26 protein-coding genes and 1 pseudogene are annotated in these 26,300 nt (G+C 35.7%); 20 read left to right on the forward strand and 7 right to left on the reverse strand.

Annotated elements, in window-relative coordinates:
* Nucleotides 1-375: 375 nt before the first annotated feature.
* Nucleotides 376-1,203 (reverse strand): squalene/phytoene synthase family protein, encoded by an 828-nt coding sequence (locus QN089_RS04945; RefSeq protein ID WP_206060413.1) that lies wholly within the window; start codon nt 1,201-1,203, stop codon nt 376-378.
* Nucleotides 1,204-1,420: 217 nt separating this feature from the next.
* Here QN089_RS04945 and coaW point away from each other — a divergent pair, with 217 nt between their 5' ends.
* From coaW to QN089_RS04960, 3 genes are all read left to right on the forward strand, one after another.
* Nucleotides 1,421-2,263: a type II pantothenate kinase gene (coaW, locus tag QN089_RS04950; RefSeq protein ID WP_285216088.1), complete on the forward strand. Its 843-nt coding sequence runs from the start codon at nt 1,421-1,423 to the stop codon at nt 2,261-2,263.
* A gap of 107 nt (nt 2,264-2,370) precedes the next feature.
* On the forward strand, nt 2,371-2,769 hold the full coding sequence (locus QN089_RS04955) for a MarR family winged helix-turn-helix transcriptional regulator (RefSeq protein ID WP_068454217.1): 399 nt from the start codon (nt 2,371-2,373) through the stop codon (nt 2,767-2,769).
* 6 nt (nt 2,770-2,775) lie between these two features.
* Nucleotides 2,776-3,966, forward strand: coding sequence for an MFS transporter (locus tag QN089_RS04960; protein ID WP_285216089.1), 1,191 nt, complete (start codon nt 2,776-2,778; stop codon nt 3,964-3,966).
* Between the two features lie 27 nt (nt 3,967-3,993).
* Here the strand turns inward: QN089_RS04960 and QN089_RS04965 are convergent, their stop codons facing one another.
* On the reverse strand, nt 3,994-4,392 hold the full coding sequence (locus tag QN089_RS04965) for a reverse transcriptase-like protein (protein WP_087682621.1): 399 nt from the start codon (nt 4,390-4,392) through the stop codon (nt 3,994-3,996).
* 114 nt (nt 4,393-4,506) lie between these two features.
* Here QN089_RS04965 and QN089_RS04970 point away from each other — a divergent pair, with 114 nt between their 5' ends.
* From QN089_RS04970 to QN089_RS04980, 3 genes are all read left to right on the forward strand, one after another.
* On the forward strand, nt 4,507-4,701 hold the full coding sequence (locus QN089_RS04970; protein ID WP_068457441.1) for a zinc-finger domain-containing protein: 195 nt from the start codon (nt 4,507-4,509) through the stop codon (nt 4,699-4,701).
* A gap of 240 nt (nt 4,702-4,941) precedes the next feature.
* Nucleotides 4,942-6,303 carry an aspartate kinase gene (locus QN089_RS04975; RefSeq protein WP_068454211.1) on the forward strand — a complete coding sequence of 454 codons (1,362 nt, stop codon included), beginning with the start codon at nt 4,942-4,944 and terminating at the stop codon, nt 6,301-6,303.
* A 192-nt stretch (nt 6,304-6,495) separates the two neighbouring features.
* On the forward strand, nt 6,496-7,839 hold the full coding sequence (locus QN089_RS04980; RefSeq protein ID WP_068454208.1) for a hemolysin family protein: 1,344 nt from the start codon (nt 6,496-6,498) through the stop codon (nt 7,837-7,839).
* A 114-nt stretch (nt 7,840-7,953) separates the two neighbouring features.
* On the opposite strand, the gene QN089_RS04985 is transcribed toward QN089_RS04980, so the two are convergent.
* Nucleotides 7,954-8,160, reverse strand: coding sequence for a cold-shock protein (locus QN089_RS04985; RefSeq protein WP_068454205.1), 207 nt, complete (start codon nt 8,158-8,160; stop codon nt 7,954-7,956).
* A gap of 233 nt (nt 8,161-8,393) precedes the next feature.
* Between QN089_RS04985 and QN089_RS04990 the strand changes: the two genes are divergently transcribed.
* The 6 genes from QN089_RS04990 to QN089_RS05015 all read left to right on the forward strand — a co-directional run bounded on the left by QN089_RS04990 (nt 8,394) and on the right by QN089_RS05015 (nt 13,550).
* Nucleotides 8,394-10,073 carry a formate--tetrahydrofolate ligase gene (locus QN089_RS04990; RefSeq protein WP_285216090.1) on the forward strand — a complete coding sequence of 560 codons (1,680 nt, stop codon included), beginning with the start codon at nt 8,394-8,396 and terminating at the stop codon, nt 10,071-10,073.
* A gap of 166 nt (nt 10,074-10,239) precedes the next feature.
* A complete protein-coding gene (locus tag QN089_RS04995; protein ID WP_285216091.1) occupies nt 10,240-10,509 on the forward strand; it encodes a helix-turn-helix domain-containing protein in 270 nt (89 codons plus the stop codon).
* Between the two features lie 13 nt (nt 10,510-10,522).
* Complete coding sequence (locus QN089_RS05000) at nt 10,523-11,116, forward strand: hypothetical protein (RefSeq protein ID WP_285216415.1); 594 nt, start codon at nt 10,523-10,525, stop codon at nt 11,114-11,116.
* 490 nt (nt 11,117-11,606) lie between these two features.
* The gene (locus tag QN089_RS05005) at nt 11,607-12,089 is read left to right on the forward strand and encodes a GNAT family N-acetyltransferase (RefSeq protein ID WP_068454196.1); all 483 of its coding nucleotides are present in this window, start codon (nt 11,607-11,609) and stop codon (nt 12,087-12,089) included.
* A gap of 11 nt (nt 12,090-12,100) precedes the next feature.
* Nucleotides 12,101-12,607: a P-loop NTPase family protein gene (locus QN089_RS05010; RefSeq protein WP_087682612.1), complete on the forward strand. Its 507-nt coding sequence runs from the start codon at nt 12,101-12,103 to the stop codon at nt 12,605-12,607.
* A gap of 64 nt (nt 12,608-12,671) precedes the next feature.
* Nucleotides 12,672-13,550, forward strand: a complete 879-nt coding sequence (locus QN089_RS05015; RefSeq protein WP_285216092.1) for a patatin-like phospholipase family protein — start codon at nt 12,672-12,674, stop codon at nt 13,548-13,550.
* Nucleotides 13,551-13,553: 3 nt separating this feature from the next.
* Here the strand turns inward: QN089_RS05015 and QN089_RS05020 are convergent, their stop codons facing one another.
* Complete coding sequence (locus QN089_RS05020) at nt 13,554-14,939, reverse strand: aminotransferase-like domain-containing protein (RefSeq protein ID WP_285216093.1); 1,386 nt, start codon at nt 14,937-14,939, stop codon at nt 13,554-13,556.
* A gap of 131 nt (nt 14,940-15,070) precedes the next feature.
* On the opposite strand from QN089_RS05020, the gene QN089_RS05025 reads away from it, so the two are divergent.
* Entirely contained in the window at nt 15,071-16,459 is a 1,389-nt protein-coding gene (locus QN089_RS05025; RefSeq protein WP_285216094.1) for a right-handed parallel beta-helix repeat-containing protein, read from the forward strand.
* Between the two features lie 54 nt (nt 16,460-16,513).
* On the opposite strand, the gene QN089_RS05030 is transcribed toward QN089_RS05025, so the two are convergent.
* The gene (locus QN089_RS05030; protein ID WP_285216095.1) at nt 16,514-17,815 is read right to left on the reverse strand and encodes an aminotransferase class I/II-fold pyridoxal phosphate-dependent enzyme; all 1,302 of its coding nucleotides are present in this window, start codon (nt 17,813-17,815) and stop codon (nt 16,514-16,516) included.
* A 188-nt stretch (nt 17,816-18,003) separates the two neighbouring features.
* Between QN089_RS05030 and QN089_RS05035 the strand changes: the two genes are divergently transcribed.
* The 4 genes from QN089_RS05035 (at nt 18,004) to QN089_RS05050 (ending at nt 21,992) form a co-directional block, all read left to right on the forward strand.
* Nucleotides 18,004-18,633, forward strand: a complete 630-nt coding sequence (locus QN089_RS05035; protein ID WP_068454168.1) for an HD domain-containing protein — start codon at nt 18,004-18,006, stop codon at nt 18,631-18,633.
* A complete protein-coding gene (locus tag QN089_RS05040; protein WP_285216096.1) occupies nt 18,630-20,519 on the forward strand; it encodes an ABC-F family ATP-binding cassette domain-containing protein in 1,890 nt (629 codons plus the stop codon). The genes QN089_RS05035 and QN089_RS05040 overlap by 4 nt, the downstream gene beginning before the upstream one ends.
* Before the next feature lie 15 nt (nt 20,520-20,534).
* Nucleotides 20,535-21,665, forward strand: a complete 1,131-nt coding sequence (locus QN089_RS05045) for a conserved virulence factor C family protein (RefSeq protein ID WP_285216097.1) — start codon at nt 20,535-20,537, stop codon at nt 21,663-21,665.
* Between the two features lie 111 nt (nt 21,666-21,776).
* Nucleotides 21,777-21,992 carry a hypothetical protein gene (locus tag QN089_RS05050; protein ID WP_131004899.1) on the forward strand — a complete coding sequence of 72 codons (216 nt, stop codon included), beginning with the start codon at nt 21,777-21,779 and terminating at the stop codon, nt 21,990-21,992.
* A gap of 256 nt (nt 21,993-22,248) precedes the next feature.
* Here the strand turns inward: QN089_RS05050 and QN089_RS05055 are convergent, their stop codons facing one another.
* Entirely contained in the window at nt 22,249-22,530 is a 282-nt protein-coding gene (locus QN089_RS05055) for a hypothetical protein (RefSeq protein ID WP_285216098.1), read from the reverse strand.
* Nucleotides 22,531-22,795: 265 nt separating this feature from the next.
* A pseudogene (locus QN089_RS05060) lies at nt 22,796-23,713 on the reverse strand (HAD family hydrolase).
* A gap of 79 nt (nt 23,714-23,792) precedes the next feature.
* Between QN089_RS05060 and QN089_RS05065 the strand changes: the two are divergent.
* From QN089_RS05065 to QN089_RS05075, 3 genes are all read left to right on the forward strand, one after another.
* Nucleotides 23,793-24,353 carry a GNAT family N-acetyltransferase gene (locus QN089_RS05065; protein ID WP_087682604.1) on the forward strand — a complete coding sequence of 187 codons (561 nt, stop codon included), beginning with the start codon at nt 23,793-23,795 and terminating at the stop codon, nt 24,351-24,353.
* A 90-nt stretch (nt 24,354-24,443) separates the two neighbouring features.
* Nucleotides 24,444-25,616 (forward strand): hypothetical protein, encoded by a 1,173-nt coding sequence (locus QN089_RS05070; RefSeq protein WP_285216099.1) that lies wholly within the window; start codon nt 24,444-24,446, stop codon nt 25,614-25,616.
* Between the two features lie 63 nt (nt 25,617-25,679).
* Nucleotides 25,680-26,264, forward strand: a complete 585-nt coding sequence (locus tag QN089_RS05075; RefSeq protein ID WP_121176605.1) for a hypothetical protein — start codon at nt 25,680-25,682, stop codon at nt 26,262-26,264.
* Nucleotides 26,265-26,300 lie beyond the last annotated feature (36 nt).

Here is a 26,300-nt window from a genome sequence, read left to right on the forward strand (position 1 = left end):
CGTGAAAGGGAATCGCTGCCTTTGAAAGGGACAAATCCACGCGCGAAAGGGAATCTTCACAGTTGAAAGGAACAAATGGTCGCGCGAAAGGGAATCGCTGCCGTTGAAAGGGACAAATGGTCGCGCGAAAGGGAATCATCACCGTTGGAAGAGACAAAACCGTGCGTGAAAGGGAATCGCTGCCTTTGAAAGGGACAAATCCACGCGCGAAAGGGAATCATCACCGTTGAAAGGGACAAAACCGTGCGTGAAAGGGAATCGATGCCTTTGAAAGGGACAAATCCATGCGCGCGAAAGGGAATCATCACCATTAAAAGGGAGTCAAATCACACAAAAGCCCGATGCAAATATTTCGCATCAGGCTTTTAATTTTCTTTATTTAGTTGATTCATCAAGTGCGGCAACAGTTTGTTCTACTTCTTGACGGGACATTTTTACGTGTCCTTTTTTCATTGCATCGAGTGTTTTATGTGCAAGTGCTAATGGAATTTTACAGAACATGAGGATACTGCGTTTTTTGATTGAGCGATTGTATGCGTCACCTTTCGCTAAGTTTTCTTCTGCGTAAGCGAATAGGTCATCACGCGTCCAACCTTCTGGCATGAAGCTTACACCGCGCTCAGCATCTTCATCTTGATTGCGTAGAATGTTCACTGCTTGTAAGCCGCGACCATAGCCAATTGCTAAATCACGATCTGTTTCGATACCTGCTCCCCATAACCAAATGTCCGAAAGCATTGTGCCAACAAGACCAGCTACATAGTACGTGTAATCGTCTAAATCTTCTTTTGTTTTACAAATCCAGTTTTTACGAGCCCATTTCGCCATGCCAGAAGCCATCTCACTTGTTGAAGCAGCAACTTGTGGACGAATGCCTTCTGGTGTTAAAGCTAACCAGTCATTTAAACGTAATGATACTTCGGGTAATAGATGACGGTAATCTTGAATAACTGCTTCATATGCTTGTTCGTCGAAAGAAGGTTGTAGTAAAAGTGCCGCTGTTGCATCAAGCATTTGTGCTTTTGCTTCGTTCTCGATTTCTTCGTGATCTTCAATTTCATCAATTGCGCGCATACATAGGTAAGCCATCGCTACCGTTGTTTTTAAATCTTTCTCTAAAAAAGTAATTGGAATAAAAAAAGTACGGCTTGTTGCTTTTAAAATGGCCATTGCTTCTTTATACATTTTCTTTGTGTCAGTCAAAGTATAGACCTCCATTTAATATAAGTAGATAGTTTCTATTCTATCGTACTTCAAGTAGAAGGAAAATAAAAATTAAAAGTACATGGGAAAGCTTCTCAATTTTTTGTTTGTAATGTGTTTTTTTGTTGTGTATTCTATATGAGAACGGATTCATACTTTAAAATGAATCAAACTAGTTAAAAGATGTACATAATTTACGTACGCTAAGGAGATTATTATGGTAAGAGCAATCGGTATTGATGCGGGTGGTACATTAACAAAAATCGCCTACATAAACGAGGAACAACAATTAATCTTAAAACACGAACCATCGACAAATTTACAAGAAGTTGCGGCATTTATCAATGCACATCCAGAAGTTGAAAAAGTAGGTTTAACAGGTGGACGTGCAGAGCAGTTACGACAGCTCGTCACAGCAGAAAAAGAATTTGCTTATGTTGTGGAATTTGAAGCGACACTAAAAGGAGTTCGATTCTTATTAGAGCGTGAAAATATCGATTTAAAGCGAGCGATTATTACAAATATCGGTTCAGGAACGTCGGTTCATTATATGAACGATGATACGTATAAGCGAGTAAGCGGTACAGGAATTGGTGGTGGTACACTAATTGGCTTGAGTGCTTTATTAACAGGTATTTTTAACTATAATGAAATGAGTGAGTTGGCTCAGCAAGGGAGTCGAAAGTCGATTGATTTAATGGTAGCAGATATTTTTAAAGGACAAGAAATTCCAGCACCTCTTCATCCAGATTTAACTGCGAGTAACTTTGGGAAAGTTGGGATTGATTTACGTTCAGATTATAAACAAGAAGATGTGCTCGCAACTGTTGCCCGTTTAGTGGGAGAAGTGATTACAACATTAAGTATTCAATTAGCACAACAATATGAAGTAGACGATATTATTTATATCGGTACGACGCTAAAAGATCATCCGGTTTTACGCGAAGTAATTGCAGATTATACTGTAATTAAACAAAAGAATCCGATTTTCTTAGACGATCAAGGTTATAGTGGTGCAATTGGTGCTTTAAATAAAATGCGTACGTTAGAGCAGCAGTAACATACTGCTGTTTTTTTAAAACAATCAAACAATTATTTACATAGGTAAATAAATACCGTACAATAAAGTGGATGTTTACCTAAGTAAATTTATCTTTGGAGGTCAAAATGAATTTATTATTCCATGAACTATTACAAAAAACACGCGAATTTACAAATGGGATGAATGGTGTCTTAAAGCAACATGGTATCTACAGCAGTCAATGGACAGTACTTTTCATCGTAGAACAACGCGGTGAGATGTCACTCACATCGATTTGGAAATACTTAAATGTAGAAGCACCAACCATTACAAGAACAGTTGCACGTTTGGAACAACTAGGGCTTCTTCAACGAAAAAAAGGAGACGATTTACGTGAAAAAATCGTTTCACTAACAGAAGAAGGAAAGAAAAAATTCGAAGAAGTAAAAGTAACAGTTTCAGCATACGAAGATCAATTTGCGAAAGGTCTAACAGAAGAAGAGCAAGAACAATTGAAGGGATTGCTCAGAAAGATGAAAGGATGACCTTTTTTGAGCCAGAATCAGAAAATCTGGACTAAGCAATTTCTTAGTTTATTTTTTACAAATATGAGTGTATTTTTTGTTTTTTATGGGTTAGTCAATGTGCTACCGATTTATGTAACAAGTGAATTAAAGCGTGGGAGTGAAGATGCGGGGTTACTATTAACCATCTTTTTACTCTCTGCCATTGTTGCAAGACCGTTCATCGGTAAGATTTTAGATGTGGTCGGAAAACGAAAAATGCTCGTCATGAGCATGGTCGGTTACTTTGTAACGACGATTTTATACGTTTTTATTAAACCTTTTTTACTTTTATTAGTATTACGATTCATTCAAGGGATTTTCTTTAGTGTGTTAACCACTGCAAATAATGCGATTGCAGCTGACACAGTTCCGATGGAAAAACGAGGTCGAGGTCTAGGGTATTTTGCAATGTCACAAAATTTAGCCATTGTTTTAGGACCTTTTGTAGCGCTTCTACTCATTCAATATGTATCGTTTGATGCTTTATTTTGGGTGATGTCAGCTATTTTACTTATTGGAAGTACGCTTGTTCTTACACTTCGTATAACAGAGCATGAATTCCCAGAAGGAAAGCCAAAATTAACATTTAAAATGAGCGACTTAATTGAAAAAGGTGCTGTTCCATTTGCATTAATCGGTTTATTCGTGGCTTTTTCTTATTCAGGTGTTCTATCGTTTTTAGCTGTTTATGCTCAAGAAAAAGGTGTACTAGCAGTTGCAAGTTTCTTCTATGTCGTCTTTGCAGCAGCAATGCTCTTATCAAGACCATTTACAGGTAGAATGTTTGATACAAAAGGGCCGAACAGTATTATCATGCCTGGTTTTATCTTATTTGCAATCGGTCTACTATTCATGGCTTGGATGCCAAATGCGTTCGTCTTTTTACTAGCAGGCGCATTAATCGGATTAGGATACGGAGCGCTTGTCCCAAGTTTTCAAACACTTAGTGTCCAAAAGTCACCAGCTAGAAGAACGAGCTATGCAACAGCTACATTCTTTACATTTTTTGATATTGGGATTGCACTAGGTTCCTTTATTTTAGGTTCTGTAGCAGCACATAAAGGCTATGCGATGATTTATCTTGTAGCAGGTGTAGTGATTCTGATTGTAGGTATTTTCTATATTTTAAACACATTACGTAAAGGTAGAATAGCGACTAAACAGCAGCATGTATAACTGAAAAAAGAGAGGCTAGTATAGATGCTAGTCTCTCTTTTCGTTTGTGTTCATTAGTATAGCTTCACGCGCTAATCGGTCAGCTGCTTTGTTTTGATCGTCAGGAATCCATTTAATGAAAAATAAATCGAAGCTATCAATTAATGGGAGTGCTTCATCTATAAAGTGCGCATAATGTTTTGCATATCGCTTTTCAATAGAAGAAACGACGATTTTCGAATCAGAGCGAACAGATACGAGAGAAGAACCTAATTTTTGTGCTTCCTTCAATCCACGAATGAGTGCATGAAATTCAGCAGTATGATTATCCATCATACCGACTGGTTCACTAATTCGTATTTGATGTCCTTCTCCTTTAATGAAAATACCGATGCCACTCGAACCTGGATTACCAGCGCTTGCACCGTCAATATAGACTTCTAACATAGACGATTGCCTCCTCAATTTCTTTACTTGCAAGAAAGGTTCTATTAATAGTAGAATAGACGAATGCCTAAAAAAAAGCTAGATGGATGAGAAAAAGAGGTGACGTATTACATGATCGATTTCACAACCATTGTACAAGATATTGATGCGTTAAACGAAAAATATTGTGAAGGCTGTTTTGTAAAACAACAACTTCGTAAAGATCGTGGAAAAGCTGCAGCACATCGTTTTTGTATTGAATCATGTACAATTGGTGAGCAACTTCAGTTTTTGGGACAGGAATTATTAAAAACATCTAAGCGTGCTTAGAATAGTAACTCATATAAATAAAAAGTTCGGTTTGGAAAGAGAAATTGTGTTCATACGCAGTTTCTCTTTTTATATTTGTCTATTTTCTTTAAAAAATTTAGAATATTCTTCTATTTTTAAAAATTTCGTGATAAAGTACGTAATAATATTGACTTGAAAACAAATAATTTGTACACTGTGAAGAAACATTTGTTTTTCTTGTAAGTACAAAACAACTAAAATAGATTGGGATGGATAAAGATGAAAGTATGTAAATTTGGCGGCACATCTGTAGCAAGTGCAGAACAAATCAAAAAAGTAGCAAATATTATTCAAGCAGATCCAACACGTCGTATTGTGGTCGTTTCTGCACCAGGTAAACGTACATCGGAAGATATTAAAGTAACCGACTTATTAATCGATTTAGCGCATACGGTCATCGCTAAAAAGCCTTATGAAGAAAAAATTGCAGCAGTTGTATCACGTTATGAAGATAATGCGATTGGTTTAGGTTTGGATCACGAAATTTGTGACATTATTGAACTGGATTTAAAAGCACGCTGTGAACAAGCTATACATTTAACAGATGAAATGTTAATGGACTCCTTAAAAGCAAGTGGAGAAGATAATAATGCCAAAATGGTCGCTGCTTATTTTAACAGCATTGGCATCCCAACACGCTATGTAAGTCCAAAAGAAGGGCTAGTAGTGAATGATGTGCCAGAACGTACAATGGCAATTGCAGAAGCTTATGAACAATTAGCTTCATTAAAAGATAGTGATGAAATTATTCTATTCCCTGGTTTCTTCGGTTATACAAAGTCAGGTTTATTACGCACATTCGATCGTGGAGGCTCAGATATTACAGGTGCGATTCTTGCGGCAGCAGTTGGCGCTGATTTATACGAGAACTTTACAGATGTAGATTGTGTATTCAGTGCGAATCCGAAAGTAGTCAACAATCCAGCGGAAATTACAGAAATTACGTATCGCGAAATGCGTGAATTATCGTATGCTGGTTTCTCTGTATTCCATGACGAAGCATTGATGCCTGTCGTAAAACAAGGGATTCCTGTAAATATTAAAAATACAAATAATCCAAGTGCTCCTGGGACACGTATTGTAGCAAAGCGTGAAGAAAGTAAACGTCCTGTTACGGGTATTTCAGCTGATTCAGGCTTCTCGATTTTATATGTATCAAAATATTTAATGAACCGTGAAATTGGTTTCGGACGTAAATTACTGCAAATTTTAGAAGAAGAAGATATTTCATACGAACATACACCATCTGGCTTAGATGATATCTCTGTTATTATTCGCAGCTATCAATTAGACGATGAAAAAGAAGCGCGTATTTTAGATCGTGTTACGAATGAATTACATGCAGATGATGTGAATTTCCGTCATGGCTTCTCAATGATTGTGGTTGTAGGTGAAGGTATGAAGTATAAAACAGGTTTAGCTGCTAGTGCAGCAACAGCAATTGCACGTACAGGAGCGAATATCGAAATGATTAACCAGGGTTCTTCAGAAGTATCATTATCATTTGGTGTATTACGTCAATATGAAGATGTGATTTTAAAAGAGTTATACAATGAATTTTTCACAGCTGTAACTGCTTGAAAGAATCCACATATTCGCAATTAGTGATTAATTCCATAAAAGGATTTTAAAAAAATGAATGTAAAATTTATAAAATTCATACTTATAAATTGCTTTTTGGAGTAAAAATCGTATAAATTTAAAGTATATTAAATTTGGGAGGTGAATTCTTTACAATACCCGAAAGTACGAACCGTATTGTAAAGGACATATTTGGACGTCGAGATAGCCATAAAACTTGTGTTATTTATTTTATTAATCGCATTTACCGCATTCTTTGTAGCAACAGAGTTTGCGATTGTAAAAGTGCGTACAACACGAATTGATCAGTTAATAAGTGAAGGAAATCAAAAAGCGGTGCGCGCGAAAACAGTTATTACTCATTTAGATGAGTATCTGTCTGCGTGTCAGCTTGGGATTACAATTACAGCGCTTGGACTTGGTTGGGTAGGGGAGTCAACAGTGGCAACATTGTTACATCCACTATTTGAATTAGTAGGACTTGAAGGAAAAGCTATTACTGTTGTTTCTTTCGTGATTGCATTCTCTGTTGTGACATTTTTACACGTTGTTGTCGGTGAATTAGCACCGAAAACACTCGCTATTCAAAAAGCAGAAATGGTAACATTACGTTTTTCAGGACCGTTAATTCTGTTCTATAAAATCATGTATTTACCAATTCGATTATTAAATGGTTCAGCAAGATTACTTGCACGTTTATTTGGATTAAAAATGATGTCAGAAAATGAAGAAGTGCATAGCGAAGAAGAGTTACGTATGATTATGTCAGATAGTTTAAAGGGTGGCGAAATCAATACTTCAGAGTATCACTACATGAATCGTATCTTTGAGTTTGATGATCGAATCGCAAAAGAAGTCATGGTTCCGCGTACAGAGCTAAGTAGCTTTGAAAAATCAACGAAAATCCATGAAATTTTTGAGCGTATGAATATTGAACAATATACACGTTATCCAGTATATGATGGCGATAAAGACCATATTATTGGTGTAGTAAACATGAAACAGATTTTAACTGAGATGGTGAGAGACGAATCTGTTCGTGACGAAGAAGTAAGTAAATTCGTACAACCTGTTATTCAAGTCATTGAAACATTCCCAATTAGTAAGCTACTTATTAAGTTTCAGATGGAAAGAATTCATATGGCCATCTTATTAGATGAATATGGGGGCACTTCTGGCCTCGTCACAATTGAAGATATTATAGAAGAAATTGTTGGCGAAATTCGTGATGAATTTGATGCGGATGAATTACCGGAGCATCATAAATTAGGCGAAGGACACTACAATGTTAGCGGGAAACTTTTATTAGATGAAGTGAATCAATTGCTTGATTTAGACATGGAAGATGAAGATGTTGATACAATCGGTGGTTGGTTCATGGCGAATAACGATGATATTGAAGTTGGTTCACAAGTACGCTATGAGAATTGTGTATTTACAGCAACAGAAATTAATAATCATCAAATCGTTCGTTTAGATATTTTAAAAGAAGAACCGAAAGAAGAAACTTCTATGGATGAAAAAGAAATAGAATAATGAGAATGAGAGAAGTAGGGCGACCCTGCTTCTCTTTTTTATAACCAAAAATAAAAATCCAAACTCGTATCATATACAGAGCGTGGATTTTTATTTACATGATGCATCATCTATTTATGGGTGAATTACAACCACATGTGAGGCTTGTGGTCCTCGGTTGCCTTCTACAATTTCAAATTCAACGAGCTGATTGTCTTCTAAATTTTTAAATCCGTCTCCGACAATCCCTGTAAAATGAACAAAGACATCATCGCCATTTTCCGATTCGATAAAACCATATCCTTTTACCGTATCAAACCACTTAACTTTGCCTCTATGCATGAGAATCCCTCCAAGTATCATCTACCTATAAATGAAGCAATTTGTCTTTACAGGTGAATAAACTATAGCATGAATTTTAAAAAAATGTCAATTATTCAGATATTCTGAACTAAAAGTCACATATTTTGTAAAAAACTTCAAATGTTTTTAAAAAAAGTACTTTTTAGAATTGAAAGAGTATTTCATTTTGTAGTAATGTAAAGATAATCATCTGATAGATAGGAGACGGAATCATGTCACATACAACGAAGCCGAAAACCGATTTAGAAATTGCACTTGAATCACCAATGCAACATATTACAGCAATTGCTGAAAAAGCAGGCATTCCAGAAGATGCACTTGAGCTATACGGGAAGTACAAAGCAAAAATTGATACAACACAGTTGAATCATTTAACAGCTGATGCAAAGGTCGTACTTGTTACAGCGATTAATCCAACAGCAGCAGGAGAGGGAAAATCAACTGTAACAGTAGGTCTCTCTGACGCTCTAAACCAATTGAATGAGCGCGTAATGGTTGCATTACGTGAACCATCTTTAGGGCCTGTTATGGGTGTTAAGGGCGGTGCTACAGGTGGTGGCTATGCACAAGTATTACCGATGGACGATATTAACTTGCATTTTACAGGTGATTTACACGCAATCACAACAGCAAATAATGCACTAGCAGCTTTTATTGATAATCATATCCACCGAGGAAATGAATTAAACATTGATCCACGTCGTATTATTTGGAAACGTGTTCTTGATATGAATGACCGTTCGTTGCGTCATGTCATGATTGGTTTAGGCGGGCCAGCACAAGGTGTTCCACGTGAGGATGGTTTTGATATTACGGTCGCTTCGGAGATTATGGCCATTTTCTGTTTAGCAAAAGACTATCAAGATTTGAAAAAACGTCTATCTGAAATTGTGATTGGTTACACATATGATAAAGAACCAGTCTTCGTCAAAGATTTAGCAGTGGAAGGCGCGTTAACACTATTATTAAAAGATGCATTCAAGCCGAACCTTGTACAAACGATTGAAGGTACACCAACGATTATTCATGGTGGTCCATTCGCAAACATTGCACATGGTTGTAATTCGATTCAAGCGACACATACAGCGCGTAAATTAGCTGATATTGTTGTGACAGAAGCAGGTTTTGGTGCGGACTTGGGTGCCGAAAAATTCATGGATATTAAATCTGTACAAGGTGACCTTCATCCAGATGCGGTTGTTATTGTCGCAACGGTTCGTGCATTAAAAATGCATGGTGGTATGGATAAAAAATCACTTCAACAAGAGAATGTAGGAGCCTTAACAATAGGTATTCAAAACCTTGAAAAGCATATTCAAACAGTGCGCGAATTCGGAATTGAGCCTGTTGTGGCACTCAATCGTTTTATTACCGATACAGAAGCAGAACTTCAAACAGTCATTGCATGGTGTGAGGCACAAGGAGTCGAAGTAGCCTTAACGAATGTATGGGAACAGGGCGGTGCAGGTGGTTTAGAGCTTGCGAAAAAAGTATTAGAAGTATTAAACCGTCCAAACCAGTTCAGCCCATTATATGATGTAAAAGATTCGATTGAACAAAAAGTAACGACAATTGTTCAACGTGTATATGGTGGTAAAGGCGTTCAATTTACAGATCAAGCGAAAAAACAAATGAAAGAAATTGAAAAATATGGTTGGGATCAATTAGGGATTTGTATGGCAAAAACACAATATTCTTTAACAGATCAACCGAACCAATTAGGTCGTCCAACAGACTTTACCGTGACAATTCGTGAGATTATTCCGAAGTTAGGTGCGAAATTCTTAGTATGTTTAACAGGTGATGTTATGACGATGCCTGGACTACCAAAAGAACCAGCAGCCCTTCGTATGGATATTGATGAACAGGGTCGTCCTGTAGGATTATTTTAATTAAGTAAACTGCACTACTATTGCTAGTGATATTTAGCAACTGTGGTGCATTTTTTTGTTTATAGCTATTTCTACACCATTAAATTCCTTTTTTATAGGGGAATGACTTAAAATATATTAAGATAGAATAGTAAGGGCGTATATTAGAAGAAAAGAGGTTATATAGATGGGGGAAATATTAGGACAAAAAGTAGTCGAAATGCGAAAGCTAAGACACATCACACAACAAGATTTATGCAAAGGTATTTGCTCACAAGGGACAATCAGTTTGATTGAAAAAGGAAAGATGCTTCCAGGTATCGATATTTTAATTGCGCTTTCATTACGTTTAAATGTACCGATTACATATTTTGTAGAAGCAGTATACTTAGAAAACACGGCTATTGAGATGGAATTACTTGAAAAAGTAGAGGTTTTACTAAGAGAGAGCTTTTGAAGAAATTTATCAAATTGCGGAAAATGAATCAAATGCAGTATCTCAAAATGGTTGGTATCGTTATTATTTTAGATGGTTATTCCATTTGAGTAGTTATTTTACAAAAAGAATTTCTGTAGAAGAAGCAATTATGTATATTACAGAATTGGAAAGAGAAGCACCAAAACAAGAGTTAAATAAAAATTATTTATCAACGCGTATTCAAAATTCACTTGCAGTATTATACGCAGAAAAAAAGGACTATACGAAATCGATTTTTTATTATAAAAAGATTGACTTAGACCTTATTCAAACACAAGTATCTTTTGATTTTCATTCTTTTAAATTGAAGATTATTGTAAATAAGATGAAAACTTTTTATGATATGGAAGATTATGATGAAGCGTTGCGTCAGGCTAAATTAGGCATTGAAGAATCGATTAGAGTAGATCGTATGGTATATATGGGGAATTTTTATTATTATTTAGGGCAATGTTACGAAAAGTTAGGTTATGAAGATGTAGAGATTTCCAAACAGTATCATAAAGCGCAGTTCTTTTTTGAATTGTTGGGAAAAGAGTATTTATTATCTATTTTAAAAGAATTAAAAGGAAAATGGTGTTATTAATATATCAAAAAACGTCATCAGGTGAGAGGTTGATGACGTTTTTTGATAATGTCCTAAATGCTTTCTTATTGGTATGTATAAAAGCACTAAGTTCTAAAATTCGTATGGTAAATCAAGTGGTATTACTGAGAAGTCTACTGTGAATGTGAATACAGCTGCTAAGAAAAGTACAGAAACAATTGTACGTTTTACATTTTTCATATGTAATTCCTCCCTTGCTATTTTTTAATAGTATAGCGAATAAAAAGAAAAAAATGTGCGAATATTAAGATGCTAATATTTTTCGAGTTTATTAGCATCTTAATATTCATTTGTTGTCTTTAGCTTTATTATTTCCTGTATTTTGTTCATACTAATAAAGTAGTTAAGTAGAAAAAATAGTTAAATAAGTTAATATTCAGTTAATTAATATTCTTATTGTAGCAATATAAAATGATTTTTAGTATTCTATGAACCATATAAATATTTAAAAATCACATGGGGGTATTTCATGCAAATTCGAAAGATGGTGGAAACAGATATTGACATGGTTTGTCAAATCGCACAAAAAAACAATCAAATTGTAAATCAACATGTTATACCAGTAGCGATGCAGCAAGATTTTTTACAGCTGGTGTATCAGCCTACAAGAATTAAACAACGCATGAAAAATTCATTATTCTTTGTGTTGGAAGTGAATGGGCAAATAACAGGATTTGCTCATTTTTCATATGTGAATAAACAAGGGAATAGTGAACTACTTGCGATGTATGTTGAAAAAGAATATCAAAGACGAAGGTTGGGCACACAATTATTACAAATTGCTAAAGAAGAGTTACATGGAATCGAAAGCATGACGGTTCATGTAGAAGCTTCTCAAGTAGGTGCTATTTCTTTTTTACAAGCTAATAGCTTTCGATGTGAGGCCACTGTACTCGAACAGGTGGAAGGTATTTTACTTCGAACGAAAAGATTGAAGTGGTGTATAAATTAATGGAGGTATGTATGCGGCATCAGCGAATTTTGATTATCGGTTGTAGTGGTTCAGGCAAGTCCTATTTTAGTAGAGAATTACACAAAGTCACTCAGCTTCCACTTGTTCATTTAGATCAATTATATTGGAAAAAAGGTTGGGAAAAAAGAGGGAAAGCACTATTTTTAAAAGACTTACAATCTCATTTACAGCAGTCAAGTTGGATTATTGATGGGAATTTTGATTCGACATTGCCGCTTCGCATGCAATATGCAGACTTAGTAATTTGTTTAGATGTTCCAAGAATACAAAGTTTACAAGGAGTTACGACACGTTGGTTCAAACACTTTGGCCGAACGCGTGTAGACATGGCAGTAGGATGTCCCGAAAAAATTGATATGGAATTTTTACAGTTTGTATGGACGTATCAAGAGAAAATACGACCACATATTTTACAACAGTTACGCGAAAGTTCAGTGGATACGATCATCTTCAAAAGTCGTAAAAGTGCAAAGGCTTGGCTGAAAAATTTGACATAAAAAGGTTATCTTTTGCTTTTTAGGTGTATACTAATCATACGGATTGAAAAAGGAAGTGTGACGAATGAACGAGATACGCCCAACAGATGTTAGTTTACTTTTAGAAGGTGGTACATTTCGTACGATTTATACAGGCGGTATTTTAGATTATTTAATCGACCAAAATATTCAGATGCCTTATATTTTAGGAATTTCAGCAGGTGCGATTAATGCAGCTTCGTATGTTTCAAAACAAAAAGAAAGAACATTACGTATTTTTACGAATTATCGCCATGATAAACGATATATGGGTGTTCGTAATTTTTTTAAGGAGAAAAGTTTATTTGGTTTAGATTTTGCCTATAATATTTTACCGAATCAACTAGATTTATTTGATTGGGATACATTTTATGATTTTAATGGCACGATTAAATTTGGTGTAACAAATGCTTATACAGGTGAAGTAGAGTATATGAATGCACTTGATATGGATCGTGAGTGTACGATGTTACGTGCAACGTGTGCGATTCCCTTTATCTTTCCTGAAATTAAGATTAATGATGTACCTTATTTCGATGGTGGGCTTTCTGAACCTATTCCCATTCACCAAGCGATTGCGGATGGCTATGAGAGACATGTGATTATACTCACACGACCAAAAGGTTATCGGAAAACATTAGATCGAAAAACTAAATGGGCGATGCAATTTTTACGAAAAAAATATCCTAAGTTAGTGGATGCGATGGAACAACGTGTCAATCATTATAATGCAGATTTAGAGTTATGCGAACAATTAGAAGAAGAAGGAAAAGCTTTCATATTCCGACCCCCGTATCCATTGAATAGTTTTGAAAAGAATATTTCAACAATTAAAGATAGTTATCAAATGGGCTATGAATTAGCAGCAAAGCGCGCAATCGCACTAGAACATTTCTTAATACAAAATGGTACACCTTTTAACTAGTCATTAGGTGTACCATTTTATATATAAACGATTAATAGCGTCGGTCATTTCGTTACGTGTTAATTGTCCAAAACCTAAAATAAGAGTCGGAGTTTTGGGGTTTTGTCCTTCTAAGTAGTAGGGTGAAATAGGGTATACTTTTACGCCAATTTCTAAAGCACTTTGAATTAATTCTTCTTCAGACATGCCATTATTAGGTTGTAAAAGTAAGGATTGACCAGCTTCTTCACCAAAAATACGCGCTCTTTCTGGAAAAGTAGTTTGAATTTTTGCAGTGAGCACTTGCATCTTTTGATTATAGATTTGTTTCATATGTTCTACATGTTCTAAAAAGTATCCTTTATTAATAAAATGCTCTATAGCTGTTTGGAGAATAGGGGAGGAGTTTTGAGTGAGGTGTTTTGTGAACTGTGTATATTTCTCAACGAGTTTGTTAGGAAGAACCATATAAGCAACTTTAGCCGATGGTAAAAAAGAGTAAGCGAATGAGTTGATGTAAATAACATGTGTACTATCGACAGAAGCCATTGGATAAACATTGCGAACATCATACCGAAAGGCAGTTTCACGATCAGCCTCAATAAATAAACAATCATTTTTTTTAGCCCACTGATGTAGTTTTGCTCTTTTTTCAATAGGTAAATTATATCCTAGAGGTTGTTGATAAGAGAGTGTGACATAAAAAAGAGTGCGCTCATCTTTTAAACTATTCACATCATGACCATCTTCTAACGATACGGGACATGTAGAGAGATGATAATCTAATTCTTTAAAGATGGAAAAAGCTTCGTAATTTCCTGGATTTTCAATTTTAAAAGAGTTGTAATATCCACCTTTTTTTAAAAATGTTCCAAGTTGTAGCAAAAGAGCAGGCACATTACTACTAATAAAAATATTCGCTGGAGATGCCTCGATATTTCGATTCTTTTTTAAATGTGTACATATAGCTTCTCTTAAAAGATGTTCACCATCATGATGACTAAATTGAAATAAAGAAGATAGATTTGAGGATTCAAGTAAACATTCTTGCCAACGACTTAAAGGAAAGTACTGTTTATCAACAGTGGTAGGAGAAAAATCAAAAATGGCTACTTCTTCATTAATGACATAATCACTTTTATACCCACTACTATGCTCTTTATCTACACGTTCAAAATGAGGTACTATAAATATATCGTCCTGTTTTTTTAGATAACCTTCAACTTCTAATTGTCGATAGGCGCTCATTACATCGGAATAAGATTGTTTAATTTGAATAGCTAGATCTCGTGGTGTTGGGAAAATTTTTATGTCTTCAAATTCTTTGTTTCGAATAATATTTTTTAAGTGGATGTAGATTTGTTCATCAATTGGTGAAAAATTATTAATTGGAAATTTAAAAACATTCACGTAATCCCCCCTTTTTGCTTGAATCCATTATCTTCTACTCTATACCCATTTCACATGAAAACAATGAATGTTCGTTACGTTTTTTTATAAGTTCGTTATACTAGAGGTGAATTGAAAGTAGGTGGCAATAGATGAAAAAAATAATAGTGTTATTCTGTTTTTTGATGGCAACTTCTTTTGTATCCATTGCATGTGAGGCAAAAGAGGTCAAAACGATTTACGTAGCAACGAATGGACAAGATACATGGAGTGGTACGAAAGAGAAGCCTTTGAAAACATTAAAAAAAGCAGCTACAAAAGCGACAGCAGGAATGACGATTATCATTCGAAAAGGAACGTATAAAGAACCACTCATTATTCAACATAGTGGCACGAAACAAAAGCCAATTCGCTTCCAAGCAGCTCCACACGAAAAAGTAGTGATTAGTGGAGAAAATGTAAAGTCTGTGAACGGTGAAAAAGCTTTAATTCATATTAAAAGCAAACAATATATTACAGTTAAAGGATTAACCCTTCAAAATGTTACAACGAAAAAAACGAATGAAACACCAATGGGGATTTATGTGACAGGTTCAAGTAGAGCAATTCGTCTACAACAAAATCACATACACCATATTCAAACGAATGCTAAAAACGGCAATGCACATGGGATTGCTGTGTATGGTACAGGTGCGATGAAAGATATTCGAATCCAGCAAAATACAGTTGAAAATCTAAAATTAGGTGCAAGTGAAGCAGTTGTTTTGAACGGGAATATTGATGGTTTTGATATCTCGAAAAATATAGTACGTCGAAACGATAATATTGGAATTGATGTTATTGGATATGAAGATGTAGCGACGAATAAAAAATACGATTATGTTCGAAATGGTACGATTACAGCCAATACAGTCTCAAATATTTCATCTTATGGAAATCCAGCCTACGGTAAAAATTATGCGGCAGGTGGTATTTATATAGATGGTGCAAAAAATGTACGTATTGCAAACAACCGTGTTTATCAGAATGATTTAGGTATTGAGGCGACATCAGAACATCGCGGAAAATATGCAGAAAATATTACGATTGAGCATAACACGATATATTATAATCGTTATACAGGTATTTCGGTTGGTGGATATGATGTAAAAAGGGGCGGTACGAAAAATTCGATAATTCGTTTGAATACGCTTTATCAAAACGATACGAAAAACTTATATGGTGGTCAGTTGTTGCTACAACATTATGTAGAAAACAATCGAATCGAACGAAATGTTATGACGCCAAGTCGTTCACGCTTATTCATTGTGAATGATGCGAAGACAAATAAGAAAAATCTATTGAAACGAAATATTTATGACCAAACGGATCAAAAGAATGGATTATGGATGTGGAAAACAAAAGAGTATGATCGATTTTTAGATTTCCAAAAAGCAACGAAAAGTCAGGATTCACTTTATACGAAAGTGCAATATCGTAATGTGAAAAAGCAGGATTTTCAATTGGTAAAAGGCTCAAAAGCTGAAAAGTGGATTCAGTAAACAAAAGTAAAAGAGAGCTTTGGCATAGGTAAATGCCAAAGCTCTCTTTTTTAATTAACCTTGTTTTTCAACGTCTTTTACAGCGTCGTAAATTAAGTGGAACATTTCTTCGATATCTTCTTCTTCGATACAAGAGAAGGCAACGCGAAGATCTGTATCACTTAATGAGATTGTACCAACACCGTATTTTTCAAGTGCAACTTGTCGTACTTGTTCAGCGTTTGTTGTTTTTAATTTTAAGCACATGAAGTAACCAGAGTTGAATGGGTAGTAATCCCATGCATCTTCAAATTTAGATGAATCAAGCACTTCTTTTACTTTGTTCGCACGATTTTTCATAATGTCGAATTTTTCTTGTCGTTGAGTCACGAATTCAGGGCTCTTTAGTGCATCGAGTAAGAATGTTTGAGATGGGTGTGGACCTGAAGAAATTGTCGCACGAATGATGCCAATGGCTTTTTCTTCAAGTGCTTTTAATAACGCTTCTGATTTATTACCGAATGTAATGAAACCAACGCGGAATCCCCATACATATTCTTCTTTTGTTGCACCGTCTACTTTTACAGCAAGAACGCGCTCATGAATGTTTGATAACGCACCAAATAGTGACTCCGTTAAAGAATCTTCAAAGAATAGTGAGAAGTAAGCATCATCTGTAATCGCTACAACATTTACCCCTGCATTTGCACCATCAAGAATCGCTTGAACGATTGAAGCACCTTCTTGTGCATTTGGCGTATAACCTGTTGGGTTGTTCGGGAAGTTTAATAGTACGATTGCCTTACCATGACCTTTTTGTGCAAGAATCGCTTCACGTAAGCCGTCCGCATTGAAAAGACCGTTCTCATCGTATAGTGGATATGTTGTGATTGTTGTACCACGACGAATATTGAAGACCATATCGTAGTTTTCCCAGTTTTGATCTGGAATGATTAATGTATCGCCTTTGTCAGCAAATAAGTCAGCTGTGATACTTAAGCCATGCGTTAAGGCATTCGTAACGATTGGGTTACTGAATGTTTGACCTTCAAGCGCAGGGTTATCAACTAACATCTTCTTGCGCCATTCTTGACGAAGTTCAGGTTTACCAGCAGGTGGTGCATACGGATATAAATCAGACGGATTGTATGCAGAAAGCTTATCTTGAATAACTTTCAGATGCATCGGTTTACCTTTTTCAATCGCTGTACCAATGGTTGCGTTAAATTTGAACGCTTTATTTTTTGCCTCAGCTGATTGACTTAAAATCCCTTCAGTCGGGAAGTACATCTGTTTACCAAGATCCGATAACATCTCAAATACATGTGGGTTTTCGTTTTGAATGATCTGGTTTAATTCAGTTGCTAATTTGTGCATGTTTTTCGCCTCTTTTTATCATATTTTGAAGGAGAGTTGAACCCCTGTTAGAGAAAAAAATAACAATGAATGAAATCTCTAACTTCATTCTAGTAGATTATGAGAGTTTTGGAAATAGAGAATACAATGATTCTTTTCTATATTGTGTATTTATCGTTATAATAGATAGAGGTCAAGGAGGAATACAGATGAATCGTATTGAACAGTGTGAACAATTAGTCGAAAAAATTTACAATCAATTTGACGCAAGTCATGATTTTCAACATATCCAGCGCGTACAAATGAATGCGCGTGCCATTTTAGCAGAAGAACCAACTGCAAATCGTGATATTGTTGAATTAGCGGTATTACTACATGATGTAAGTGACCCAAAATATACAACAGATAAAGAAAATGAACGTGTCATTTTAGATGCGCTACAAGTAACAGAAGAAGAACGTCTACATATCCAAGATGTCATTGCTTCTGTATCGTTCCGTGGTGGGAATGAGCAACCGACGAAAACAATTGAAGCAAAAATTGTCCAAGATGCAGACCGTTTAGATGCATTAGGTGCGGTAGGAATTGCGCGTACATTCGCATTTGGCGGTGCAAAAGGACGCGCACTCTATGATGATGCAGAAGAAGTGCGCATGAATATGTCTGAAGAAACATATCGCTCGAAATCAACAGCCAGCGTCACACACTTTTATGAAAAATTATTCTTATTAAAAGATTTAATGAAAACAAACAAAGGGAAGGAACTAGCGCAAGCACGCCATGAATTTATGGAGCAGTTCATTCACCAATTACAGTTAGAAAGAGATGGGAAGTTATGAGTCATTTAATCGTTTCCAATTTAACGAAAACAGTCGGTGAAAAAACACTGTTTAAAAATATTGAATTTACGATTGTGGAGGGGGAGCGCGCTGGATTAATCGGTATTAATGGTACCGGGAAATCAACACTTCTTGCGATTTTAGCAGGTATTCAAGATGCCGATTCTATCCATTTAGATCATCCGAATAAATACCGAGTTGCCTATTTACCACAGGACCCTCAGTTTGAAAAAGGGCTAACCGTACTTGATGCAGTATTTGAGGGAGATTCACCAAGCATTACATTGAATCGTCAGTATGAAGAAGTCGTGCGCGCGCTATCAGCAGACCCAACTTCTGAAAGTCTACAACAGCAGATGTTCCAATTACAGCAACAGATGAATCAGATAGATGCTTGGGACGTCAATGCACTCGCTAAAACAGCTTTAACTAAACTAGGCATTGACCAATTTGATGCAGAAGTAGCTTCTCTTTCAGGTGGTCAGCAAAAGCGTGTAGCGCTAGCTCGCACATTAATTGAACCAGCCGACCTGTATTTACTTGATGAGCCAACGAACCATTTAGATGTCGAGTCGACAGAATGGTTAACTGACATGGTCAAACGTCTGAAAGGCTCTGTTATTGTGATTACCCATGATCGTTACTTCCTAGACGCTGTATCCACGCATATCTATGAAATTGCCGATCAAACTTTATATAAGCATAGTGGGAACTATGGTGATTTCTTAGAAGCAAAAGCGATGCGCCAAGAGATGCAACAAGCAACTGATGCGAAACAACAAAACCGTTACCGTTCGGAGTTGAAATGGATTCGACGTGGTGCAAAAGCACGTTCTACAAAACAAAAAGCACGTATTCAACGTTTTGAAGAATTATCAGATTCCCTTCAAAAAGATAATAGCCAAACATCACTTGAGATGGGACTAGCTACTTCACGACTAGGTAAAAAAGTTATCGAAGGTGAAGGCGTTTCGAAAGCATTCGACGAACGTGTTATTTTAGAAAACTTCTCCTTCTTATTACAACAAGGTGACCGTATCGGTATTATTGGACCGAATGGTGCTGGGAAGTCAACATTACTTAATTTATTAGCTGGTGTTTTACAACCAGATGCCGGACAGATTGAAGTCGGTTCAACAGTAAAAATCGCGCACTTTACACAGCACTTACCACAGATGAATACGAATGAACGTATGATTGAGTATGTACGTGAATCAGCAAATGATATTGTAGATGCAGCAGGTGAACATCATTCAGCAGCACAAATGTTAGAGCGCTTCTTATTCCCACTGCATACGCATGGTACACAGATCGGTAAACTTTCAGGCGGTGAGCGTAAGCGACTATACCTATTAAAGTTATTGATGGAGCAACCGAACGTTCTTTTACTAGATGAACCGACAAATGATTTAGATATTGATACATTGTCTGTACTTGAAGACTTTATCGAACATTTTGCAGGTGTCATCGTGACGATTTCCCATGACCGTTTCTTCTTAGATCGTATTGCGAAAAAGTTGTGGGTTTTAGATGGTGAGGGACATGTTGAGGAAAGTCTCGACATTTATACAGACTTTTTAGCAAAACAAGAAGAACAACAAAAGCTTGAAAAAGAAGTCAAAGTCGAAAAGCCAAAAGTCGAAAAAGTGCGTACAGAGAAAAAGAAACTATCTTTCAAAGAACAAAAAGAATGGGAAACGATTGAAGCAGATATTGAAAAAATTGAGCTGGCGATTATGGAACGAGAAGAAGGAATCGCAACAGCAGGTTCAGACTTTACGCGTCTACAGCAATTAACGAATGAATTAGACGAATTGAATGCACAATATGAGCATTTGATTGAACGTTTTGATTATCTAAGTGCTATTGTAGAAGGGAAAGCGTAACAAGGAGGAAATCGTATGCAAATTAAATCAATCGAACCAACACCGAGTCCAAATACGATGAAGGTGATTTTAGATCAAGAACTACCATTTGGTACGGCGCATAATTACCGACCAGATGCTGCTGAAGATGCACCAACAGAAATCCAACAAATTTTAGCGATTGAAGGTGTAAAAGGTGTATACCATGTTGCCGACTTTTTAGCAGTTGAACGAAATGCTAAATATGATTGGGTAACAATTCTGGGATCGGTTCGTCAAGTATTTGGTGAAGAAGCAGGAGAAGCAGCACAACAAGCGAAAGAACAAGATCATTACGGGGAAGCGTATGTACACATTCAAATGTTCAAAGGCATTCCACTTCAAGTGAAAGTATTTGATTCAACTGAGGAACAGCGCTTTGCACTTGATCAGCGCTATGTGAATGCGTTCCAAGAAGTTCTTGGTACTTCGGATGACGATGACTTTATTTTACAACGTAAATGGGTTGATTATGGTGTTCGCTATGGTCAACTTGATGAAATCGGTCAAAGTATTGTTGCGGAAATTGAAGCGACTTATCCAGCAGAGCGCTTGCAAGAACTTGTACAGGCAGCAACTGAACAGCGTGAACAAGTTCAATTAGATAAAAAACGCATTACAGTTGCCGATTTAGCACATGAAGATTGGGAAGTGCGTTTTAAATTACTCGATCAAATTCCTGACCCAACAGTAGAAGATCTACCGATGTTGGCGAAAGCATTAGATGATGAAAAGATGTCCATTCGCCGACTTGCGACAGTGTATCTTGGCATGATTGAAGATGTAGCGGTTGTACCCTACTTAAAACGTGCATTACAAGATAAAAGCGCCTCGGTTCGTCGAACTGCGGGAGATTGTATGAGCGATTTAAGCTTGATAGAATTCGAGCCTGCAATGATTGAATCATTATCGGATAAAAATAAATTAGTACGTTGGCGTGCAGCTATGTTCCTTTATGAAAGTGGGACGGAAAAAGCATTACCTGCATTAGAGGCAGCACAAGATGATTCAGAATTCGAAGTAAGTTTACAAGTGAAAATGGCAATCGAGCGTATTTCACAAGGAGAATCTGCTAAAGGTTCCATGTGGAGACAGATGACGGAAATGCGTAAGCAATCGAAAGATTAATTAGAAGGTCGAACACACTAAAAATTTACAGTGTTCGACTTTTATTTTTGGTGTATAGTGTTTAAATAAGTATTAAAAATGACGATAATAGTCATGATAGAGGTGATTAACGTGATTTGTGGAAAATGTCAGGCGAATAAAGAAGCGGTGCTTATTACACAACAATATCAACTACAACAGTCTCTTGTAACTATTCATTATATTCCAGCGACTCGTTGCAATTGCCAAACTTATATTTCAACTACAGTACAACAAGAAATTCAAGCGTATTTAACGGAAAATGCTAATTTAACTCAACCAAAAGTTTTAGCCTATTCTGAAGTGTAACAGTAATTTGAAACAATGAAGTTTGTTAAAAACGACAATAGCGTGTGTGAATAAGTTATATAGTTCATATGTACATCAAAAAAATTGGGACATACGTGTAAAAATACTATCCCACATGAGCATAAGAAAAACTGGAATCGCGTTGTTGTGCGGTTCCGGTTTTTCGTTGCGAACGCTAAAAAAGAAAGTGAAATGTTTTGTCCTAGACTATATTTCATATATTCCTTTAGTTTATTAAGAACGTTCCTTTAGTTTATTAAGAACGTTTTAAGGAAGAAGTAACAATTGCATGTTTTACTTGTGGTTTAATTGTATTTTGTTTTTCAGTAGCTTCACGATAAATCGTGAAAGCAGATTTTCTTTTTGTGCGCATTAAAAGTAAGATACCGCTAAATAATCCATAAGCGATATAAAGTCCACCAAGTGTATAAAGGGCGTAGGGGATGATTGCATTTGAAAATGGAGCGAAATAACTAACAACAATAATAGTTGCACCGACTAAGTAATAGAAGAGAATCGTATTTACATCTTTCATCATGTTTTTTCCCTCATTTCAATACGTGATTAGTATGTAGTATTCCTACTTTTAACATATTCAAAACATATCGAGTAAATAATGTTATTTTATTGGGAAAAGGGTATCATTCGAAGGTGTTTGTCTAAAATAGATGTCATCTTAAGTAAAGTATTTGCGTTCAGAATATAAAAAAGACTCTGTTGTAGATGACTTAACAATGAAAGTGATTTATATACAAACAAAAGTACAAACGAGATAAGGATACAACAAGATTTTTAGGACGTGACTAGAAGCGTGTGATTAGTTCAGTCGGTTCATTTATACACCAATCGGGGTGTTCTTGTAATAAAGCTTCTTTTGAATGGCTACCCCATGTAACAGCGCACGTATGAACCCCAGCAGCCTTCCCCATTTGTAAATCAAAAATAGCGTCACCAATCATAACCGTACTCTCCAATTGAATTGTATGCTCTTTTTGAATTTGAAAAATACCAGCGGGGTCTGGCTTGTAGTGCGTTACGCGGTCAGAACCAATTGCGTCTTCAAAAAAAGTATGGATTTTTAAAATTTCTAAGTTGCGCTTTAAAACAGCAGTTTTCTTACTCGATAAAACAAAACAGCGTTTCTTTTGCTCTTGTAATGTTTGCAGTACCTCTTCAATCTTCGGGAAAATACGTAATGTATCTTGTTCAATCTGTTGATAGATACTCCTAAATGTTGCTAATCATTCGTCTAAAGCAGTGGAATCAACTATTTTATCAATCATGAGTGGGAAAGACTTTTCAATCGGTACACCCATATAATATGTAATTTGTTCTGCAGTAGGCACCTTATACTTGTGATTTTGAAAAGCTTGTTGTGTGGCTATAATACTACATTGTTCTGAGTCAGCTAATGTTCCATCAAAATCGAAAATATAATTTTTCATTTCTAACATCTCCATTCCTATTTTTTCCATGTTAACAAAGTATATGAGTATAAAGTTTGAACATTTTGTGACAATTACGTATAATAGATATATCAAAGAAAAAAGGAGCTTGCAGATGAACAGAGATTTAGAAGACAGTATTTTACCATACAATTCCACGCAAGTTTTGAGGAGTGTATGGAGTATGTCATTCGAAAAGATAGATTCAATTAAAACGATGTAGTGTTTTACAAAAGAACGATTGAAAAAATTTTGTATAGAAAAATACATAAACATACCATTCGTGCATCTTTTGTAAATTCACATACCGCCAAATCATCAGCAAGCACATATTTTACGATTTGGAGGGATTAAGATGCAAAAAGTATACTTACAAAAATTAGACATTTTCTATGCAGAAAGAATGTCACAACTAATTAGCGAACCAGCAGTAAGAGAACCACTCGGCTTAACAGAAAATGAAACATCTGTTGCGTCAATGATGGATTTCATTCGTGAAATGCAGTTAGAAGAAATGATGGGAAATCATGTTGCACGTATGATTATGAATGAGGATTTTGAGTTGATTGGTGTCATTACATTACACAATATAGATGAAGAGATGCAAACAAGTCATATGAGTACTTGGATTGGTGAACCATACTGGGGAAAAGGGTACAATCGCTTAGCAAAAGAGAAGATGTTTTATCATGCTTTTATGGAACGTCATTTACGTACAGTATTTGCAGGTGCGCGTGTTGAGAATTTCCGATCACGTAAAGCACAGCGTAAACTACCTTATATGCGTTGTAATGTAGAGCGTATATATCCAGAAGAGTTACTGCGATTAGAACGTCGCGAACAAGCATATTGTATTCTTAATGCAGTTGAACGAACAGATTTTTTAAACTGGTACTATCAGCGTGTGGCAATCTAGTTGGAATGTCACACTTTTCAGATTCCCTTTACTTCAATGTAATTCCTATTATAAAATGGAGAGAGCGTTGCAATGAACAGGGAGGATTTTATGAAGATGAAAAAAATTGCAGCCATTATTGTAGGAAGTATTCTATTTCTATCAGTGGCTGTTTTTATAATGCTCAAGTTTATGAATCCAACAATTGGCAAAGAAACAAACGAAAAAGAATATGAAGGGCAACAATTTTTAAAAGAGCAAAAATTAGGATTTTATATTTCAAATGAAGCAAAATCATTAGAAGAGGATAAGACAAAGGGATATGTTTTATTCCTGGACAAAAATAATGATATAACAGAACATGAAATTCAACCAGTTGAATACGGTGGCATTACTTTTGCAAATAATCGTCTGATGATAGAAGAGTCGAATCAAATGACTTTGACCGAATATATTACGAAAAAGACAACATTTGAAAAGCCAGATTATCGCGGTATGCATAATGGTTATTTACCGAAAACAGAACAGTACTATAGTTTATGTAATAGTGGATTAAGTGAAAAGCATGATTATAAAATGACGGTTCGTTATGCAGGAGAAGATGGTCAATTTAAAAAGTTCATTATTCCCAAATTTGTATCGACAGCTGGTGAAGAGGGTGACCAAGTAATTGTCCTGACACAAGATTTAATCTCAGGTGCCTTTCAATTACAACAAACACCACTCGAAGAAAAAGCAAAACTACAAAAGATTACAGATTTAAATTTAAAAAGTCCAATGGATTTAGATGCGATTGCACCTATACTTGTTACAAAAAAAGCTTATTATCTTGTCATGTCTCGTTATGTTTCAGAATCATATGAGGACATTATAGTGTATGAAGTGAATCGCAAAACAAAGGATGTTAAAGCAACTGTCTTAGCGAAGTATCGCTCAGAAAAAGAGACAACATCAAGTCTACCACTTAGCTTTAATGATAGTGCGACCACGTACAAAGGTGGTTTATATTATTTAAATGGTATGGGACAAGTTTATCGCTATGATCTACAAACGAAACAAATAGAAAAAGTTCTAAAATTAAAAGATCAAGCAAAAGATGCAAATCATATGCAAGCTGTTTTCTATGAAGGTAAATTGCATATCGTATATGTGAAAAATGGTAACACGTATTATGATCAATATCATTTAAAAAAGAAAAAACGCGTGCAACATCAAGAAATTAAAAATATCGAACGCTACTTGAAAAATGGTACGATGATTTCAGATTTAACCATCATAAAATAGTGAGAATGAGAAATTGTAGAATAGGACAATTTCTCATTTTTCATATAGAAGGGTTTGAAGCAATTGTTTATTTGTATTCATGCACATCATTCAAATCAGAAGTGGATGGACGCCGCATTACCGGGAGAGTCATTACAACATATCGTGATTGAAAATTTACTAGCTTGCACAGAACGTCTGCAAGTAGAAAAAAAGGTATTTGAACAGTTAGAAAGTTTATGTGAGAATCAAAAACCAATTGCTATTTTTATTACATGTACGTATTTTGCTGCGCACCTACCAAAAGAATATAAAGTACCGCTCATTCCATTAGATGCTTTATTATTTGAACAATTAGCCACATTACCCGCTATTCAAATCGTCTTTACAAACCCTGCGACAGTTGAACCAACAATGGCTAGATACCAATTATGGCAACCAGAAAATCAGCAAGTAACTGTACATGTAATACCTAACGTATTTCAATATATTGAACAAGAAAAGTGGGAAGAATATACACGTGAAATTACGCAGTTTGTAGCTAATCTACCACAGGAAATTCCGACTGCTTTTGCACAGCTATCAATGGAATGTGCTATTCGTACAGGTGATTACAGTTGCTTGACAGCATTGCCTAAAACCGTTCAAAAATTGAAATCTTTTGCATAGAAACAGAACAAGGAATCATCTATACTAAGATGGATA

This window comes from Kurthia sp. YJT4 (assembly GCF_030219945.1).
Taxonomy (GTDB): domain Bacteria; phylum Bacillota; class Bacilli; order Bacillales_A; family Planococcaceae; genus Kurthia; species Kurthia gibsonii.

Excerpts from the sequence above, each read along its gene's own strand:
- QN089_RS04975 (WP_068454211.1), top strand. The coding sequence starts at position 4,942 with ATGAAAGTATGTAAATTTGGCGGCACATCTGTAGCAAGTGCAGAACAA.
- QN089_RS05035 (WP_068454168.1), top strand. The coding sequence starts at position 18,004 with ATGAATCGTATTGAACAGTGTGAACAATTAGTCGAAAAAATTTACAAT.
- QN089_RS05030 (WP_285216095.1), bottom strand. The coding sequence starts at position 17,815 with ATGCACAAATTAGCAACTGAATTAAACCAGATCATTCAAAACGAAAAC.
- QN089_RS05040 (WP_285216096.1), top strand. The coding sequence starts at position 18,630 with ATGAGTCATTTAATCGTTTCCAATTTAACGAAAACAGTCGGTGAAAAA.
- QN089_RS04965 (WP_087682621.1), bottom strand. The coding sequence starts at position 4,392 with ATGTTAGAAGTCTATATTGACGGTGCAAGCGCTGGTAATCCAGGTTCG.
- QN089_RS04995 (WP_285216091.1), top strand. The coding sequence starts at position 10,240 with ATGGGGGAAATATTAGGACAAAAAGTAGTCGAAATGCGAAAGCTAAGA.
- QN089_RS05055 (WP_285216098.1), bottom strand. The coding sequence starts at position 22,530 with ATGATGAAAGATGTAAATACGATTCTCTTCTATTACTTAGTCGGTGCA.
- QN089_RS04985 (WP_068454205.1), bottom strand. The coding sequence starts at position 8,160 with ATGCATAGAGGCAAAGTTAAGTGGTTTGATACGGTAAAAGGATATGGT.
- QN089_RS05065 (WP_087682604.1), top strand. The coding sequence starts at position 23,793 with ATGCAAAAAGTATACTTACAAAAATTAGACATTTTCTATGCAGAAAGA.
- QN089_RS05005 (WP_068454196.1), top strand. The coding sequence starts at position 11,607 with ATGCAAATTCGAAAGATGGTGGAAACAGATATTGACATGGTTTGTCAA.
- QN089_RS05070 (WP_285216099.1), top strand. The coding sequence starts at position 24,444 with ATGAAGATGAAAAAAATTGCAGCCATTATTGTAGGAAGTATTCTATTT.
- QN089_RS05010 (WP_087682612.1), top strand. The coding sequence starts at position 12,101 with ATGCGGCATCAGCGAATTTTGATTATCGGTTGTAGTGGTTCAGGCAAG.
- QN089_RS04955 (WP_068454217.1), top strand. The coding sequence starts at position 2,371 with ATGAATTTATTATTCCATGAACTATTACAAAAAACACGCGAATTTACA.
- coaW (WP_285216088.1), top strand. The coding sequence starts at position 1,421 with ATGGTAAGAGCAATCGGTATTGATGCGGGTGGTACATTAACAAAAATC.
- QN089_RS05025 (WP_285216094.1), top strand. The coding sequence starts at position 15,071 with ATGAAAAAAATAATAGTGTTATTCTGTTTTTTGATGGCAACTTCTTTT.
- QN089_RS04990 (WP_285216090.1), top strand. The coding sequence starts at position 8,394 with ATGTCACATACAACGAAGCCGAAAACCGATTTAGAAATTGCACTTGAA.
- QN089_RS05015 (WP_285216092.1), top strand. The coding sequence starts at position 12,672 with ATGAACGAGATACGCCCAACAGATGTTAGTTTACTTTTAGAAGGTGGT.
- QN089_RS05045 (WP_285216097.1), top strand. The coding sequence starts at position 20,535 with ATGCAAATTAAATCAATCGAACCAACACCGAGTCCAAATACGATGAAG.